This window comes from Janthinobacterium agaricidamnosum, assembly GCF_003667705.1.
Lineage (GTDB): Bacteria > Pseudomonadota > Gammaproteobacteria > Burkholderiales > Burkholderiaceae_D > Janthinobacterium.
The window spans coordinates 4,766,872-4,781,330 of record NZ_CP033019.1 but is presented as its reverse complement, the minus strand read 5'-3'; the positions used below and the strand labels follow the sequence as shown (position 1 = coordinate 4,781,330).

Here is a 14,459-nt window from a genome sequence, read left to right as displayed (position 1 = left end):
AAACCGGATCGCGATTACCGCATGGACAAGTACACACCTCGCACCTGGGGCCGGGCGAACGTCCGACCTTGCCCGGGTCGCCATCGATGCCCGAACATTCGACGCCCAAGCGTGTCGCGTATTTCATCGTCGGCCTGATCGTCGCGCTGACGGGGGGACTCGGTAATGGCCTGGTGACGGCCAATTTGCTGAACCTGCAAGGTTCGCTGGCCGCCTATGCCTACCAGATGCAGTGGCTGCCGGCCGCCTACGTGATGACCATCGTGTCCATGAATCTGCTGCTGGTGAAGTTCCGCCAGCAATTCGGCCTGCGCCTGTTTACGGAAGCGTTCCTGGTGCTGTATGCGCTGGTGACGTTCGCCCACTTGTATGCCAATACCTTGCCGTCGGCCATCGCCGTGCGCGCCGCGCATGGCATGGTGGGCGGCGCGCTGGGCGTGCTGGGGCTGTACTACACCTTGCAGGCGTTTCCCGCGCGGCACCGGCTGAAAGGCGTGGTGCTGGGCCTGGGCTTTGCCCAGCTGGCGCTGCCGCTGGCGCGCATATTCACGTCCGAACTGCTGCAGATCGGCGAATGGCACGGCCTGTACCTGTTCGAGCTGGGACTGGCCCTGCTGGCGCTGGGCTGCGTGCTGGCCCTGAAGCTGCCGCCCGGCGACCGCGTGCAGACGTTCGAGCCGCTCGATTTCCTCACCTTTATTCTGTTCGCGCCCGGCGTGGCCCTGTTGTGCGCCGTGCTGGCGCAGGGGCGCACGGCGTGGTGGATGGAATCGGAGTGGGTGGGCGTGTGCCTGGCGGCTTCCATCGTGCTGATCGCCGCCTCGCTGGCCATCGAGCATAACCGCGCGCGCCCGCTGCTCAACACGCGCTGGCTCACCACGGGCAAGATCGCCAAGCTGTTTTTATCGGTGCTGCTGTTTCGCATCGTGCTGTCCGAATCGACGGGCGCCGTGGGCTTTTTGCAGGCGCTGGGGCTGAACACGGACCAGATGCAGAACCTGTTCATCGTGGTCCTGCTGGGCAGCGTGGCGGGCCTGGTGGTCAGCGCGCTGACGATCAATCCGGCCACCCTGAACCGCTCGCTGATGTTCGCGCTGCTGCTGATCGCAGCCGGCGCCCTGATCGACGCGCACGCCACCAGCCAGACGCGCCCCGTCAACATGTATGTCAGCCAGTTCCTGCTGGCCTTTGGCGGCACGTATTTCCTCGGTCCCACCATGGTGGCCGGCATGGGCGCCGTGATCGCCGAACCGCGCAACCTGGTGAGTTTTTCCGTGATGTTTACCATGACGCAGAACCTGGGCGGCTTGCTCGGGTCGGCCATCGTCGGCACCATCCAGACGGCGCGCGAAAAATACCATTCCAGCTATCTGGTCGAGCACCTCACCATGCTCGACCCGCAGGTGGCCGCGCGCGTACAGTCCGGTGCCGCAAGCTATGGCGGCGTGCTGACGGACCCGGCCCTGCGCAGCGCCCAGGGCGTGGCCCGCCTGGGCGCCGTCGCCACGCGCGAAGCCAATGTCCTCGCCTACAACGACGTCTTTTTGATGATCGCCGGCGTCGCCGTCGCCACCCTGATCTGGATGCTGGTCAGCCAGTTCTGGACCCGCATCACCACCGGCGCGCGCCGCCTGGTCGGCCCCGTGCGCGATGCGCAGACGGCCATGGCCATCGTCCCCATTACCAATTCGGAACCGAGCAATGACAGAAAATAACACCCCGCCGCCAGTACCGACGCCTGCACCGCCATCCGCACCCGCCGCCCCTTCCATGGCACAGCCGGACCGGCGCCACCAGTGGCTGTCCGCGCTGGCCTTTGCCGCCGTGGCCCTGGTGGGCGTGCTGATCGTGCTGTATGCGTGGCGTTTGCCGCCGTTCACCAGTCCCATCGTGACGACGGAAAACGCCACCGTGCGGGGGCAGGTGACCATCATCGGCACGCAGCTGTCGGGCTATGTGGTGGAAGTGACGGTGCAGGACTTCATGGATGTGAAGGAAGGCCAGCTGCTGGTGCGCATCGACGACCGCATCTACCAGCAGCGCTACGAGCAGGCGCAGGCGCAGCTGGCCGCGCAGCAGGCGGCGCTGTCGAACTGGGCGCAGCAGAAGGCCAGCGCGCAGGCGGGCATTTCCGTCAGCGAGGCGGCGCTGGCCAACGCGGAAGCGCAGGCGCGCAAGGCCAGCGCGGACTTGAGCCGGGTGGAGCAGCTGGTGGCCGACGGTTCGCTGTCGCAGCGCGAACACGACCAGTCGCGCGCCACGCAGGCGCAGATGGCGGCCGCGCTGGCGCAAGCCCGCGCCAATCTCGATATCGCCCAGCAAAGCGTGCATTCCGTGGTGGTCAACAAGCAGGCGCTGGAGGCTGCCGTGGCCAACGCGCAGGCGGCCGTCAAGGCGGCGAAGATCGACCTCGATAACACGCGCATCGTCGCGCCCTCCGACGGCCAGCTGGGCCAGGTGACGGTGCGCCAGGGTGCCTACGTCAATTCGGGCGCGCAGCTGATGGCGCTGGTGCCGCGCCAGATGTGGGTCATCGCCAATTTCAAGGAAACGCAGATGAACGGCGTGCAGGAAGGGCAAAGCGCCACCTTCCACGTCGACGCGCTCGACGGCGCCGTGCTGACGGGCCAGGTGGAGCGCATTTCGCCGGCCACCGGGTCCGAGTTTTCCGTGCTGCCGGCCGATAACGCGACGGGCAACTACCTCAAAATTGCCCAGCGCATTCCCGTGCGCATCCGCATCGATCCGGGCCAGGCGAATGCGCGCCGCCTCGTGCCGGGCATGTCGGTGGTGGTCAGCGTCGACACGTCGGCCGTGCTGAACGATTCGGCGGACAACCCGGCGCCCCCGCCTGCACCGAAGAAGGCCAAGCCATGAAGCGCCGTCACCTGCTGATGGCCGGTGTGCTGGCGCTGGCCGGCTGCGCCGCCAAGGCGCCGCCGCAGCCCGCATCGGCACTGCAGCTGCCGTCCGGCTGGCGCGCGCAAGCGATCGGCGCACCTGCGGCGACGGGTGCCCATGTCGAGCAACTGTGGTGGCAAGCCTTCGGCGATCCGGTCTTGAGCGACCTGGTGGGCGAGGCGCTGGCGCGCAATGGCGACTTGCGCGTGGCGCGCGCCCGGGTGCAGGAATACCGCGCACGCCTGGCGCAGGCCGACGCGAACCGCGCGCCCAATCTGGCCTTCGACGGTTCGCCCACGCGCACGCGCACCCTGGCGTCCAGCGGCAAGCCGTATGTGACGAATGTCTTCCAGGCCGAATTGCAGGCCAGCTATGAAATCGACGTGTGGGGCCGGCTGGCCAGTCTGAGCGACGCGGCCGGCGAGAGTTACCGCGCCGAGCAGGCCAGCCTCGATGCGGCGGCCCTGTCGATCGCCGCCAGCGTGGCGACCAGTTACCTGAATCTGCGGGGCCTCGACGCGCAGCTGGAGTTGACGCAATCGACCCTGCAGCTGCGCGAACAGTCGCGCGAGCTGGCGCGCAAGCAGTTCGAGGTGGGCTACAGCTCGCGCCTGGAATGGCTGCAGGCGCAATCGGAATACCATGCGGCGGCCGAGCAGGTGCCGCAGCTGCAGCGGCAGATCTTCGAACAGGAAAACGCGCTGGCCATCCTCGTCGGCGGCAATCCCGGCCCCATCGCGCGCGGCTTGCCGCTGGCCGGGCTGGCGGCGCCTGGCGTGCCGGCCGGTCTGCCGTCCGAACTGCTGCGCCGGCGGCCCGACATCGCGCGCGCGGAACACAACCTGGCGGCCGCCAACGCCAGCCTGGCCGCCACGCGCGACCAGCTGCTGCCCTCGTTCAAGCTGACGGCGGCCGGCGGCGGACAGGCGACGACCCTCACCGATTTCCTGCATGCGCCCACGGCCCTGTGGCGTCTGACGGCGCTGGCGGCCGGCCCCCTGTTCGATGGCGGGCGCGTGCAGGCGCAGACGGATGCGGCCGGCGCGCAGCGCGACCAGCTCGTGTACGCATATGAAAACGTGGTGCGCAACGCGTTCGCCGAAACGGAGAACAGCCTGGGCGCCCTCTACCGCCTCCAGCAGCAAGCCGTGGAAAACGACGCGCGCCGCGCCGCGGCGGCGGACACCCTGCGCATCGCGCATAACCGCTACCGCAATGGCTACGCCTCGTACCTGGAGGAACTCGACGCCCAGCGCACCCTGTACAGCGCCGACGTAGGGCTGCTGCAGCTGAAGACGCGCATCCTCGTCGCCTCGGTCGACTTGTACCGCGCCATGGGCGGCGGCTGGTCGGCCAAGGCGCAATAGATGCGTGTGCACGGTGCGGCCAGTGTAATATTCTGAGCAGGGAAAGCGGCGGCGCCGTGCCAGCTGCTCCCGTCACGAACGAACGAGGTCGCAGCATGACGATTTTTGGCATAGGCATCCACATCCTGATCGCGGTATTTTTTGCGATCCACGTGGTGCGCAACGGGCAGCAGCTGTACTGGCTGCTTATTTTATTCATGTTCCCGCTGCTGGGCAGCGTGGTGTATTTCTTCGCCATCTACCTGCCCAATTCGCGCCTGCCGCAAGGCGCGCGCAAGGTCGCTTCGGTGGCCGTGCAGGTGCTCGATCCGAACCGCGAATTGCGCGAGGCGAAAGCGGCTTTCGAGTACACGCCGACGGCGCAAAACCAGATGCGCCTGGCCAGCGCGCAGCTGGAGGCGGGCGATGCGCAGGAAGCGGCATCGACGTACGAAGCCTGCCTGCGGGGTGCGTTTTCATCGGACCTGGAAATTCGCCTGGGCGCGGCGCGCGCCTATCTGGAATGCGCGCGCGGCGCCGAAGCGCTGACGCACCTGGAATTCATCCGCCGCACGGATATCCATTTCCGTCCCGAGATGGTGTCCCTGCTGACGGCGCGCGCGCTGGCGCAAAGCGGGCGACAGCAAGAAGCGAAGGCGGAATTCGACGATGCGCTGACGCGCTACAACAGCTTCGAGTGCCGCGCCGAGTGCGCGATCTGGGCGCTGCAGCAGGGAGACAAGGTGCTGTCGGAGCGCCTGCTGCTCGATATCGACAGCGCCATGGCCCGCTGGAGCAGCCATACGCGGGCGATGTATGCGCCGCTGCTGGCGCGCCTGGAGGCCGCGCGCCGCTAGCCGGTTTGCCGGTGCCTGGCGCGGATACGCTTACACGCCTGGCACTGGATTCTTCCCTTCAAGCAGTTTGTATCCCTTGCCATCGAAGCCATAGCGCGCGTGGCCGTTCAGTGGCGTGGCGATGCGCGGCGGGTCTTCGTCCTGCTTGACCTTGACGCCCGGCTTGATCTTTTCGGAGGCGCCCTTGAAGTCGATCAGCAAGTCATCGTAGGCGCCGCCATTGCGCGCTGGCGCGAAGCGCCAGTTCCCCTTGACCATCCAGCACTCGTCCGTTTCAGGTCCGCAGGCGCCCATATTGTCCGAGTACAGGTCGATGGCGCCATCGAGCGAGGTGACCTTGCCGTCGCCGATTTCAAACAGGGCCAGTTGCGTGATGGTGTAGCCCTGGCCCGTATAGCCGTAGCGGATCGCCAGTCCCGGCTTGTTCGCGCCCAGCATGACCCAGTGGACTTCGCCGAGCTGCCCCGACGAGCCCAGGGCGGCGATGTTTTCCAGGCGTTTCACGACTTGCCACTGGCCGTCTTCCGGTGTGCCCTTGGGCGCCAGGAAAAAGACATTCAGCAGCCCCGGCGAGGCATGCGCCGATTCGGCCGTGCCTTCCGTATTGGCCGTTTCCGCATTCGCCACCAGGATGGCGCTGCCATCAGGCAGCAGCTTGTGGCTGACGGCGCTGACCACGTAACTGAGCTTGTCGACGTGGTTGTCCGGATCGGGCAGGTCGGCCAGTGCATCGTCGCTGTCGTCGCGGTAGGCCTTGCCGAAGACGGCGCGCATCATGGTCGCTTCGCGCTCGCGCGCCTGCGGCGTGTTCATCGCTTCCGTCCTGGGCGCGGTGGCGGACGGCGGCGGCACGTGTTCGACCGATGCCGTTGCATCGGCGGCGGCGGGGACGGCGGCTGCCACGTCGGCTGCCAGGCCGGCGTTGGCGGGGGTGGTCTTGTCCGAGCAGGCGCCGAGCAGTGCGGAGACCATCAGCAGGACGAGCGGGGTGCGGTAATTCATAGGCAGGGCAGATTGCGGTCATGGAGAATGGGCGCAGTATGCCAGATAGATGAAAGCGAGGGAGCGCGGCCTGGCGGCCCGTCCCTCGCTTCCTTGCCCGCAGGGGGCGTTTTTGCAATCAGCCTTGGCGCTTATTTTTCCAGCGCCACCCTGTCATCGCGCCGCAGCGGCGCCTTCTGGCGGCGCAGTTTCGCCATGCCGCGCTTGAGCAGGTGCTCCAGGTCGTCGATATAGGTGAACACGGCCGGCACCACCAGCAGGCTCAATAAGGTCGAGGTGATCAGGCCGCCGATGACGGTAATGGCCATCGGCGAACGGAAGCTGGGGTCGGCGCCCCAGCCCAGCGCCAGCGGCATCATGCCGGCGCCCATGGCGATCGTCGTCATCAGGATGGGCCGGCTGCGCTTGTGGCAGGCGTCGACCAGCGCATCGAAGCGGTTCATGCCGGCCTGGCGCGCCAGGATCGCATAGTCGACCAGCAGGATGGAGTTCTTCGTGACGATCCCCATCAGCATGATCAGGCCGATCATCGACGGCATCGACAGGGCGCTGCCCGTGATCAGGAGGGCCACGAAGGCGCCGCCGATCGACAGCGGCAGCGCCGCCAGGATGGTCACCGGCTGCATGAAGTCCTTGAACAGCAGCACCAGCACGCAGTAGATGCACAGCACGCCGATCAGCATGGCCAGGCCGAAGCTGGCGAACAGCGAGGCCATTTCCTGCGCGTCGCCCAGCTCGGCGATCTTCACGGACGGCGGCAGATTCTTCATCGACGGCAGCGCGCGCGCTTCTTCATTCAGTTCGCCGAGCGTGCGCGAACCGAGTTCCACGTCGAGGGTGACGTTGCGGCTGCGGTTCAACCGGTCGATCTGCGCCGGGCCGCTTTCCATCGTCACCGTGGCCACGTTCGCCAGGCGCACGGGGCCATTCTTGCCGGGCACGGTCAGGCGCTCGATGGCGGCCAGGTCGGCGCGCACGCTGTTGGGCAGCTTGACGCGGATCGGCACCTGCCGCTCGGGCAGGTTCATTTTCGTCAGGTCCGTATCGTAGTCGCCGGCCGTGGCCACGCGCACGGTCTCGCCGATGGCTGCCGCCGTCACGCCCAGGTCGGCCGCCTTGGCGAAATCGGGGCGCACGATGATTTCCGGACGCACCAGCGAGGCGCTGGAATTGACGTTGCCGATGCCTTTCAGGCCGCGCAGTTCGCGCTCGACCTTTTGCGCCGCGGCCATCAGCGCCACCGGGTCTTCCGAGCGCAGCACCAGCTGCATCTTGACGCCCGTGTCGGGCGGCCCCACCGTGAAGCGGGCGCCGGGGATCGTATCGAGCTTGTGGCGCAGCTGCGTTTCCAGGTCCGCCATCGATTCCTTGCGCTCCGTGCGATGCACAGTGGTCAGGGTCAGCACGGCGCGGCGCGCCTCGGCCGCCGCGCCGGGGGCGAAGGCGTCGCCGCTGGAGCCCCCGCCGATCGAACTGAAGACGCCCTGGATGCCTTGTGTGCGCATGGCCGCGTCGCGCGCCAGCGCTGCCACGGCCTGCGTTTCGCCGAGGGTGGAGCCGGGCGGCAGTTCCAGGTTGATCTGCGTCTGCGCGCGGTCGGCGGCCGGCACGAAACCGGTCGGCAGCAGCGGCACGAGCGCGATGGCGCCGACAAAGAACAGGGCCGCGGCGATGGCCGTGATGCCGCGGTGGTTCAGGCACCAGCGCATGACCGTCAGGTAGCGCGTCATCAGCCAGCCATCCTGTTCTTCCTTGTGCGGCAGCGGTTTCAATATGTAGGCTGCCATCATCGGCGTGAGCAGGCGCGCCACCACCAGCGAGGCCAGCACGGCCAGCACGGCCGTCCAGCCGAACTGCTTGAAGAACAGGCCGGGAATGCCGCTCATGAAGGCCGTCGGCAGGAACACGGCCACCAGCGCGAAGGTGGTGGCGATCACCGCCATGCCGATTTCGTCGGCCGCTTCCATGGCCGCTTCCATGGGCGACTTGCCCATGCGCAGATGGCGCTCGATGTTTTCGATTTCCACGATGGCGTCGTCGACCAGCACGCCGACGACCAGCGCCAGCGACAGCAGGGTGACGGTATTGAGCGTGTAGCCGAACCAGTAGATGCCAAGGAAGGCCGGCATCACGGACAGGGGCAGGGCGGCGGCGGCCACCAGGGTGGCGCGCCAGTCGCGCAGGAACCACCACACTACCAGCACGGCCAGCAGCGCGCCTTCGTACAGCAGTTCCATCGAACCGTCGAAGTTTTCCTCGACGGGGAAGGCGTTGTCGATCGACTGCTGCAGCACCACGTTGGGGTTTTCCTTTTGCAGGTCGGCGATGGCGTCGCGCGCGCCCTTGGCGACGGCCACTTCGCTGGCGCCCTTGGTGCGGAACACCTCGAAGGCGACCACGGTCTTGCCATCCTGCTCGGCCAGCGCGCGCGGTTCGGCGATGGTGTCGCGCACGGTGGCCACCTGGTCCAGGCGCACGTGGCGGCCGTCCGGCAGCGGCACTTCCACGCGCGACAGTTCATCGGCCGTTTTCACGGTGGCGATGGTGCGCACCGACTGCTCGGCGCCGCTGACGTCGCCCCGGCCGCCCGGCGCTTCGCGCTGCACCAGGCGCAGCTGGCGCGAGACGTCGAGGGCGGACACTTTCAATGCCGCCATGCGCGCCTCGTCGAGTTCCACCTGGATTTCGCGGTAGACGCCGCCCACGCGGGTGACGGCGCCCACGCCGGGCACGGTCAGGAGGCGCTTGGCGACCGTGTTGTCGACGAACCACGACAGGTCGGGAGAGTCGAGCGGGTTGTCCACGCCGGGTTTTGCCGTGGCGATAAAGGTCAGCACCACGCGCCCGGCCGTGGACGCCTTGGTGACGGTGGGATCGCGCAGCTCGGCCGGCATGTCCGCCTTGACCCGCGCGACGGCGTCGCGCACATCGTTGACGGCTTCGGCGATCTGCTTTTCCAGAATGAATTCGACGGTCACCGTGACGACGCCATCGAGCACCTTGGTGTAGATGTTTTTCACGCCTTGCAGGGTGGCGACGGAGTCTTCGATCTTGCGCGCCACTTCCGTTTCCAGCTGGGCCGGCGCGGCGCCGGGCAGCACCGCGCTGACGGTGACGATGGGCAGTTCGATGTCGGGGAAATCCTGCACCGGATTGGCCTTGTAGGCCAGCAGGCCTGCCAAAGTCAGCAGCGCGAACAGCATGATGGCCGGGATCGGATTCTTGATCGAGAGGGAGGAAAAATTCATGGCTTGCCTTACTTTTTCGCTGCCACGGCGGCCGGCGCAGCAGGCTTGGCTGCCGCCGGTGCCGCTACCGGGGTGGCGACATTGCGTACCAGGTCGCCGTCATTGAGAAAGCCGGCGCCGCTGACGACGATGGTCGTGTCGGCCGTGATGCCGCCTAAAATCTCGATGCGGTCGCTCAGGCGCCGTCCGGCCTGCACCTTGATCTGGCTGACCCGCTGGTCGGGATTGAGGCGGAAGACATAGCTGAAGCCGTCGCGCACGGCAATCGCCTGCTGCGGCACCGTCAGCGCGCCCGAGGTGCCCAGTTCAAATTCGCCGCTGGCGTACATGCCTGCCTTGAACGGCGCATGGTTGCCCGTGCTGGCCGGCAGGTCCACGTACACGAGGGCGGAACGCGTCTGCGGGTCGACCGTGGGGGCGATCATGCGCACCTTGCCCGTCAACACGCTGCCATTGGCCGCCTTCACTTGCGCCAGCGTCCCTGGTTTCAAATTGAGCAGCTCGGTGGCCGTCACTTCGGCGCGCCATTCGAGGCGGCCCTGGCGGATCATGCGGAACAATTCCGTGCCGGCGCCCACCACCGAGCCCACGGTGGCCGAGCGCGAGGAGATGATACCGCTGTCGGGCGCCACCACCTGCGTGTATTTCAGGCGCAGCTGCTGCGACGCCAGCTGCGCCCTGGCGGACGCGATGCGCGCGTTGGCCGTCTGTTCTGCCGTCAGGTACTGGCTGATCTGCTGCGCGCTGATGGCGCCCGTGCTTTGCAGCGAGCGGGCGCGCTGCGCGTTGGCTGCCGCCTCGGCCGCATTCGCTTCCGCTTCCAGCACGGCGGCCCTGGCCTGCGCCACGTCGGCGTTCACCGTGTCGTTCGAGAACACGGCCAGCACCTGGCCGGCGCGCACGACGTCGCCGACATTCACGCGCACGTCGGTGAGGCGCAAGCCGTTCGACTCGCTGCCGATGACGGCTTCCTGCCAGGCGGCGACGTTGCCGTTGGCGCTCAACTTGATGGGCAGGCTGGCCGTCTGCGGCTTGGCCGTGGTGACGGTCAGCGCGGGTTTTTGCGCCGCCTTCTTGTCCTTCGCCTCGTCGGCTGCCGTGGAAGCCGATGGGTACAGGGCCACGCCCGCGCCCAGCATTACGCAAAGGGCGGCCAGGGCGAATGCCGTGGGTGTCAAAATCAGTTTTTTCATGTTGTCGTATCCGTCAAGGTGCGTTGTTGGCGATGGCGCTGCTGCCGTTCCAGCCGCCGCCTGCGGCGCGGTACAGCGCCACCCAGGCGGCGCTGCGTTCGCGCTCGAGGTTGACCACCGTGTTTTCGGCGGCCAGGCGCGTGCGGCGGGCGTCTTCCAGTTCGATCAGGCTGGCCAGGCCGTTCCTGTAGCGGTCTTCGGTGGCGACAAACGACACGCGGTAGCCTTCCAGCGCGGTTTTGGCATGCTCGCTGCGCGCGTCCGTGCTGGCCAGGTTGACCAATGCTTCTTCCACTTCGCGCACGGCCTGGCGCACGCCGGCGCGGTATTTCACCACGGCTTCGTCGTAGCGCGCCGTGGCCGCGTCGACCTGGGCGCGGCGGGTGCCGCCGTCGAAGATGGGCAGGCTGACGGCCAGCGGGCCGATGCTCCAGGTGCTGGCCGTGATGCTGGTGCCGCCGGCGCGGATATTGCCCTTGCCGATCGAGCCTGCCAGGCTCAGACGGGGATAGCGCTGCGCCTGCGCGCCGCGTACTTCGAAGCTGGCGGCCGCCACTTCGCGTTCGGCGCTGTAGATGTCGGGACGCTGGGCCAGGGTTTGCGCCGGCAGTTCCGCAATCGCCACGGGCGAGGGCAGGATGGCAGGGCTGGCCGCCAGCTTCTGGCGCAGCGACGCTTCCGGCATGGCCGACAGGGCGACCAGCGCCTTGATGTTCACGTCGCAGGCGGCGCGCTGTTCGATGGCGCGGCTGGCGCCTTCGGCGGCGCTGGCGCGGGCCAGGGCGGCGTTGGCGGGCGGCTGGAAACCGGCGCCGGCGCTCAGTTCCGTCAGGCGTGCCGAGTCGCGGCGCGAGGCCGCATCCTGTTCGGCCACGGCCTGCAACTGCTGGCAGGTGCGCAAGGCGTAGTACTGGTTCGCCACTTCGGCGGCCACCGAGACGCGGGCCTCATGCCAGAGCGCGCGGGCGCTGCCGTAGCGCTCCTGCGCCGCGTCGCGCGTGGCGCGGTTGGCCCCAAACACGTCGATTTCCCACGACGCCTGCAAGGCTGCCTGCGAGGTGGTGCCGCTGGGCTGCGCCGATTGCTGGCTGGTGCGCACCACGCTGCCCGTCGCGTCGAGCTTGGGCGCCAGCGCGGCGCCGCTGGCGATGCTGTCCGCGCGCGCCTGCACGATGCGCGTGCCGGCGGCGGCGATGGTGGGGCTGACCTGTTGCGCCTCGGTGATCAATTCCACCAGCAGGCTGTCGCCCTGGCCCTGCCACCAGCTGGCCAGGTCCGTCAGCTTGCCGTTGTGCGGCAGCGGCGCCTGCCACTGCGCGGGTGCGCTGGCGGCCACCGCGGCGGGCGGCCCTTGCAGGGCGCAACCGCCCAGCGCCAGCACGATGCCGGCGGCCAGGGCGCGTTGAACGGTGCATCGAATAATCGTCATGCTGGTCCTTCTGCTTGTCGTTGAGTGGTAGAGGGGGGAGTGGCCAGGCGCCGGCGTTCCACGTCGGCCATGGCCAGCGCGTAGTCGGTCAAGCGCGCCAGCCAGGTGTCGATCGCGTGCGGCGATTCCAGCAGTTGCGGGCGCAAGGTGTGCAGCACGTCGGCGCCCACCATGTGCTGCAGGGCCAGCGAGGCGATGGAAAACGCCAGCCGGTGCATGTCGTCGCTGTTGGCGGGCGCGCCCAGGTGGCGCGCCAGCACGCGCGTGAGCGCCTCGTGTTCGGCACGGATGTTCTGGTCGACCTCGCGCGCCCACAGGCCCGTCGGTTCGAGCATCTCGCGGCACCACAGGCGCATGCAGTCGCGCGCGATTTCTCCCTGCTGCATGGGGGCGAGCAATTGCGCATAAAAGCCTTCCAGACTTTGGCGCAAGGTGAAATGCGGTTGCTCGTACAGGGCGATATTGTCTTGTGGATTCGATAGTTGATGGGAGAAGGCGGCGCGGTACAGGCCCGCCTTGTCGCCAAAATAATAGCGGATGGCCGCGGCGTTGGTGCCGGCCGCCTGCGCCAGTTCGCGCGTGGAGGTCTTGGCGTAGCCCTGCCCGGCAAACAGGCGGATGGCGCTATGCAGCAGGCGCTCGCGCGACTGCTCGCCATCGGAGCGGGGCTTGCGCCCGTCGTCGGCGCTTGGTGTTGGGGAAATGTTTTTTTCAATCATGTCGGAGATTTAATCATATATCTCAAACGATTGATATAACTAAATCGCTTGATTTAGTTAAGGAAAGATGAAGATGCGGTAAAACGCGGGCAAAAAAAAGCCCGCGAACTGGCGCGGGCTGAATCCAATGTTCAGGGAACGAATTGGAGGAGACAGTTCCACTATAGCGCTGAAAATGGTGCGGTGCAATACCGTAGAACTACTGTATTCATCTCTTGTTGATAGCAAAAAAACAGCATTTCATGCTGCGGCGCACAGAAACTCAGGCCTTGCTGCGCAGTGCCAGCGTGAAGGTGCTGCCGGAGCCGTAGTCGCTGTTGAAGAACAAGGCGCCGCCGATGGCGTTGGCCAGGTTCTGGCACAGGTACAGGCCCAGTCCCGCGCCTTCCACGTGGCGCGTGGAGGTGGAATCGAGTTGCGAGAAGGCCTGGAACAGCTTGGCCTGGTCTTCTTCCTTGATGCCGGCGCCGCTGTCGGCGATGCTCATTTCCGTCACCAGCATGCCGTCTTCCTCGCGCTGGGCCAGGCTGATGCGCACCGTGCCCTGTTCCGTGAACTTGATGGCGTTGTTGAGCAGGTTGATGAGGATTTGCGTCAGTGCGCGGCGGTCCGTCTCGATGATGGCGGGCGGCCGGCCCGCTTCGCCCAGCGCCATTTCCAGCGCCAGGCCCTTTTGCTGGGCCAGCGGGCGCAGGGTGTCGGCCACTTCGGCCATCAGGTCCTGGCAGTGCACGGGTTCGATCGACAGGGTCAGTTTGCCCGCCTCGATCTTGGCCACGTCGAGAATGTCGTTGATCAGCGAGAGCAGGTGACGCGCGCTGGCGCGGATGGTGTTGAGCTGCTTGTCCTGGTCCGACGTCAGGGGGCCGGGCAGTTTCATCAGCAGCGCGCCCGTGAATCCAATGATGGCGTTGAGCGGCGTGCGCAGTTCATGCGACATGTTGGCGATGAAGGCGGACTTCATGCGGCTCGCCTCGGCCAGTTCCAGGTTTTTCAGGGCGATTTCGCGGTTGATGGTTTCCAGTTCGGCCGCATGGTGCGCCAGGCGCATGTTCAGCTCGATCACCTGGCGTTCGCGCGCCTGCAGTTCGCCGTTGACCTGCACCGCCTGTTCATATGTGGAAATGAGCAAATCGAGGATTTGCTGGCGCTCCGCATTGATGAAGTGCTTCTGGTCGCCCAGGTACAGGGCGATGCCGATTTCCACGTTCTGGTTCTTGCGCAGCTTCTGGTTCATCAGCATGTGGCTGATGCGGTTGAGCAGGTAGTCTTCCGCGTAAGGCTTGCGGATGAAATTGTCGGCGCCGCACTCGATGCCGCGGATGATGTCCTTCGGGTCATTGAGCGAGGTGACGAGGATCACGGGAATGTCGCGCAGGGTCGGGTCGGACTTGATGGCGCGGCACAGGTCGTAGCCATTCATTTCAGGCATGACGATATCGGACAGCACCAGGTGCGGCTTGCGCTCGCGGATGGCGGCCAGGGCCAGCTGGCCATTCGCCGCCACGCGCGCGTTATAGTGCAGCGACTGGATCAGGCGGCGCAAGCGCTCCGCCTGGGTCGGGCTGTCCTCGACGATCAGGATCTCGATTTCGTCAGGCTTGATTTGGTTGTTGGAGTCCACAGACCTCTCCTAGGATTTCAGTGTGGTGATGCTGGGCGCGGTGAGCGCGCAATATCGACATCGTATGACTATATCGGATTTAGGTCTGTAAAAGTAACTTCCAAGTAACTATTTTGCCCACAGGGAATGCTGTGGCCGCC

The 14,459-nt window shown here is 66.6% G+C and carries 10 protein-coding genes; 4 read left to right on the top strand and 6 right to left on the bottom strand.

Annotation, left to right across the window (positions count from 1 at the left end; all coding sequences use genetic code 11):
- Nucleotides 1-86 precede the first annotated feature (86 nt).
- The 4 genes from D9M09_RS21585 (at nucleotide 87) to D9M09_RS21570 (ending at nucleotide 5,104) form a co-directional block, all read left to right on the top strand.
- Entirely contained in the window at nucleotides 87-1,715 is a 1,629-nt protein-coding gene (locus tag D9M09_RS21585) for an MFS transporter (protein WP_099409595.1), read from the top strand.
- Nucleotides 1,702-2,877, top strand: a complete 1,176-nt coding sequence (locus tag D9M09_RS21580) for an HlyD family secretion protein (RefSeq protein WP_240453437.1) — start codon at nucleotides 1,702-1,704, stop codon at nucleotides 2,875-2,877. Before D9M09_RS21585 ends, D9M09_RS21580 begins: the two co-directional genes overlap by 14 nt.
- Nucleotides 2,874-4,268: an efflux transporter outer membrane subunit gene (locus D9M09_RS21575; protein WP_121670339.1), complete on the top strand. Its 1,395-nt coding sequence runs from the start codon at nucleotides 2,874-2,876 to the stop codon at nucleotides 4,266-4,268. The genes D9M09_RS21580 and D9M09_RS21575 overlap by 4 nt, the downstream gene beginning before the upstream one ends.
- A gap of 95 nt (nucleotides 4,269-4,363) precedes the next feature.
- Nucleotides 4,364-5,104, top strand: a complete 741-nt coding sequence (locus D9M09_RS21570; RefSeq protein ID WP_121670338.1) for a hypothetical protein — start codon at nucleotides 4,364-4,366, stop codon at nucleotides 5,102-5,104.
- A 30-nt stretch (nucleotides 5,105-5,134) separates the two neighbouring features.
- Here D9M09_RS21570 and D9M09_RS21565 read toward each other — a convergent pair whose 3' ends face one another.
- The 6 genes from D9M09_RS21565 to D9M09_RS21540 all read right to left on the bottom strand — a co-directional run bounded on the left by D9M09_RS21565 (nucleotide 5,135) and on the right by D9M09_RS21540 (nucleotide 14,319).
- Nucleotides 5,135-6,106: a hypothetical protein gene (locus D9M09_RS21565; RefSeq protein WP_121670337.1), complete on the bottom strand. Its 972-nt coding sequence runs from the start codon at nucleotides 6,104-6,106 to the stop codon at nucleotides 5,135-5,137.
- Nucleotides 6,107-6,237: 131 nt separating this feature from the next.
- Entirely contained in the window at nucleotides 6,238-9,354 is a 3,117-nt protein-coding gene (locus D9M09_RS21560) for an efflux RND transporter permease subunit (RefSeq protein WP_121670336.1), read from the bottom strand.
- Nucleotides 9,355-9,362: 8 nt separating this feature from the next.
- Nucleotides 9,363-10,547 (bottom strand): efflux RND transporter periplasmic adaptor subunit, encoded by a 1,185-nt coding sequence (locus tag D9M09_RS21555; RefSeq protein WP_121670335.1) that lies wholly within the window; start codon nucleotides 10,545-10,547, stop codon nucleotides 9,363-9,365.
- A 13-nt stretch (nucleotides 10,548-10,560) separates the two neighbouring features.
- The gene (locus D9M09_RS21550) at nucleotides 10,561-11,976 is read right to left on the bottom strand and encodes an efflux transporter outer membrane subunit (RefSeq protein ID WP_227742027.1); all 1,416 of its coding nucleotides are present in this window, start codon (nucleotides 11,974-11,976) and stop codon (nucleotides 10,561-10,563) included.
- Nucleotides 11,973-12,695: a CerR family C-terminal domain-containing protein gene (locus tag D9M09_RS21545; protein ID WP_070223491.1), complete on the bottom strand. Its 723-nt coding sequence runs from the start codon at nucleotides 12,693-12,695 to the stop codon at nucleotides 11,973-11,975. The genes D9M09_RS21550 and D9M09_RS21545 overlap by 4 nt, the downstream gene beginning before the upstream one ends.
- A 262-nt stretch (nucleotides 12,696-12,957) precedes the next feature.
- Nucleotides 12,958-14,319, bottom strand: coding sequence for a hybrid sensor histidine kinase/response regulator (locus tag D9M09_RS21540; protein WP_121670334.1), 1,362 nt, complete (start codon nucleotides 14,317-14,319; stop codon nucleotides 12,958-12,960).
- Between the last annotated feature and the right edge of the window lie 140 nt (nucleotides 14,320-14,459).